The sequence below is a fragment of the Pseudomonas sp. HLMP genome, assembly GCF_046365545.1.
In the GTDB taxonomy this organism is placed as follows: Bacteria; Pseudomonadota; Gammaproteobacteria; order Pseudomonadales; family Pseudomonadaceae; genus Aquipseudomonas; species Aquipseudomonas guariconensis_B.
In genome coordinates this window covers 1-624 of sequence record NZ_JBDLLR010000018.1, presented here as the reverse complement: position 1 = coordinate 624, position 624 = coordinate 1, and the positions used below count along the sequence as shown (strand labels likewise).

1 pseudogene is annotated in these 624 nt (G+C 66.8%); it reads right to left on the bottom strand.

Annotated elements, in window-relative coordinates:
• Positions 1–624: pseudogene (locus ABFA30_RS24225) on the bottom strand (urocanate hydratase); the annotation flags it as partial.

Genomic DNA, 624 nt, shown 5'->3' with positions numbered 1-624 from the left:
GTCGCTGGCCTGCTCGTCCACGTAGCGGGTCTGCAGGCGGAAGTCGATGCGGCTCTGCTGGCATTCGATGTTCAGCGAGCAGGCGCCGGCCAGGGTCGCGGCCAGCGGCTGGGCACCGCCCATGCCGCCCAGGCCTGCGGTCAGCACCCACTTGCCCTTGAGGTCACCGCCATAGTGCTGGCGGCCGGCCTCGACGAAGGTTTCGTAGGTGCCCTGGACGATGCCCTGGCTGCCGATGTAGATCCAGCTGCCGGCGGTCATCTGCCCGTACATGGCCAGGCCCTTGGCATCCAGTTCGTTGAAGTGTTCCCAGTTGGCCCAGTGTGGCACCAGGTTGGAGTTGGCGATCAGCACGCGCGGGGCATTGGCGTGGGTCTTGAACACGCCGACCGGCTTGCCCGACTGCACCAGCAGGGTTTCGTCGTCTTCCAGGCGGGTCAGGGTCTCGACGATCTTGTCGTAGCACTCCCAGTTGCGCGCGGCGCGGCCGATGCCGCCGTACACCACCAGCTCCTTCGGGTTCTCGGCCACCTGCGGGTCGAGGTTGTTCATCAGCATGCGCAGCGGCGCTTCGGTCAGCCAGCTCTTGGCGGTCAGCTTGTTGCCACGCGGGGCGCGGATTTC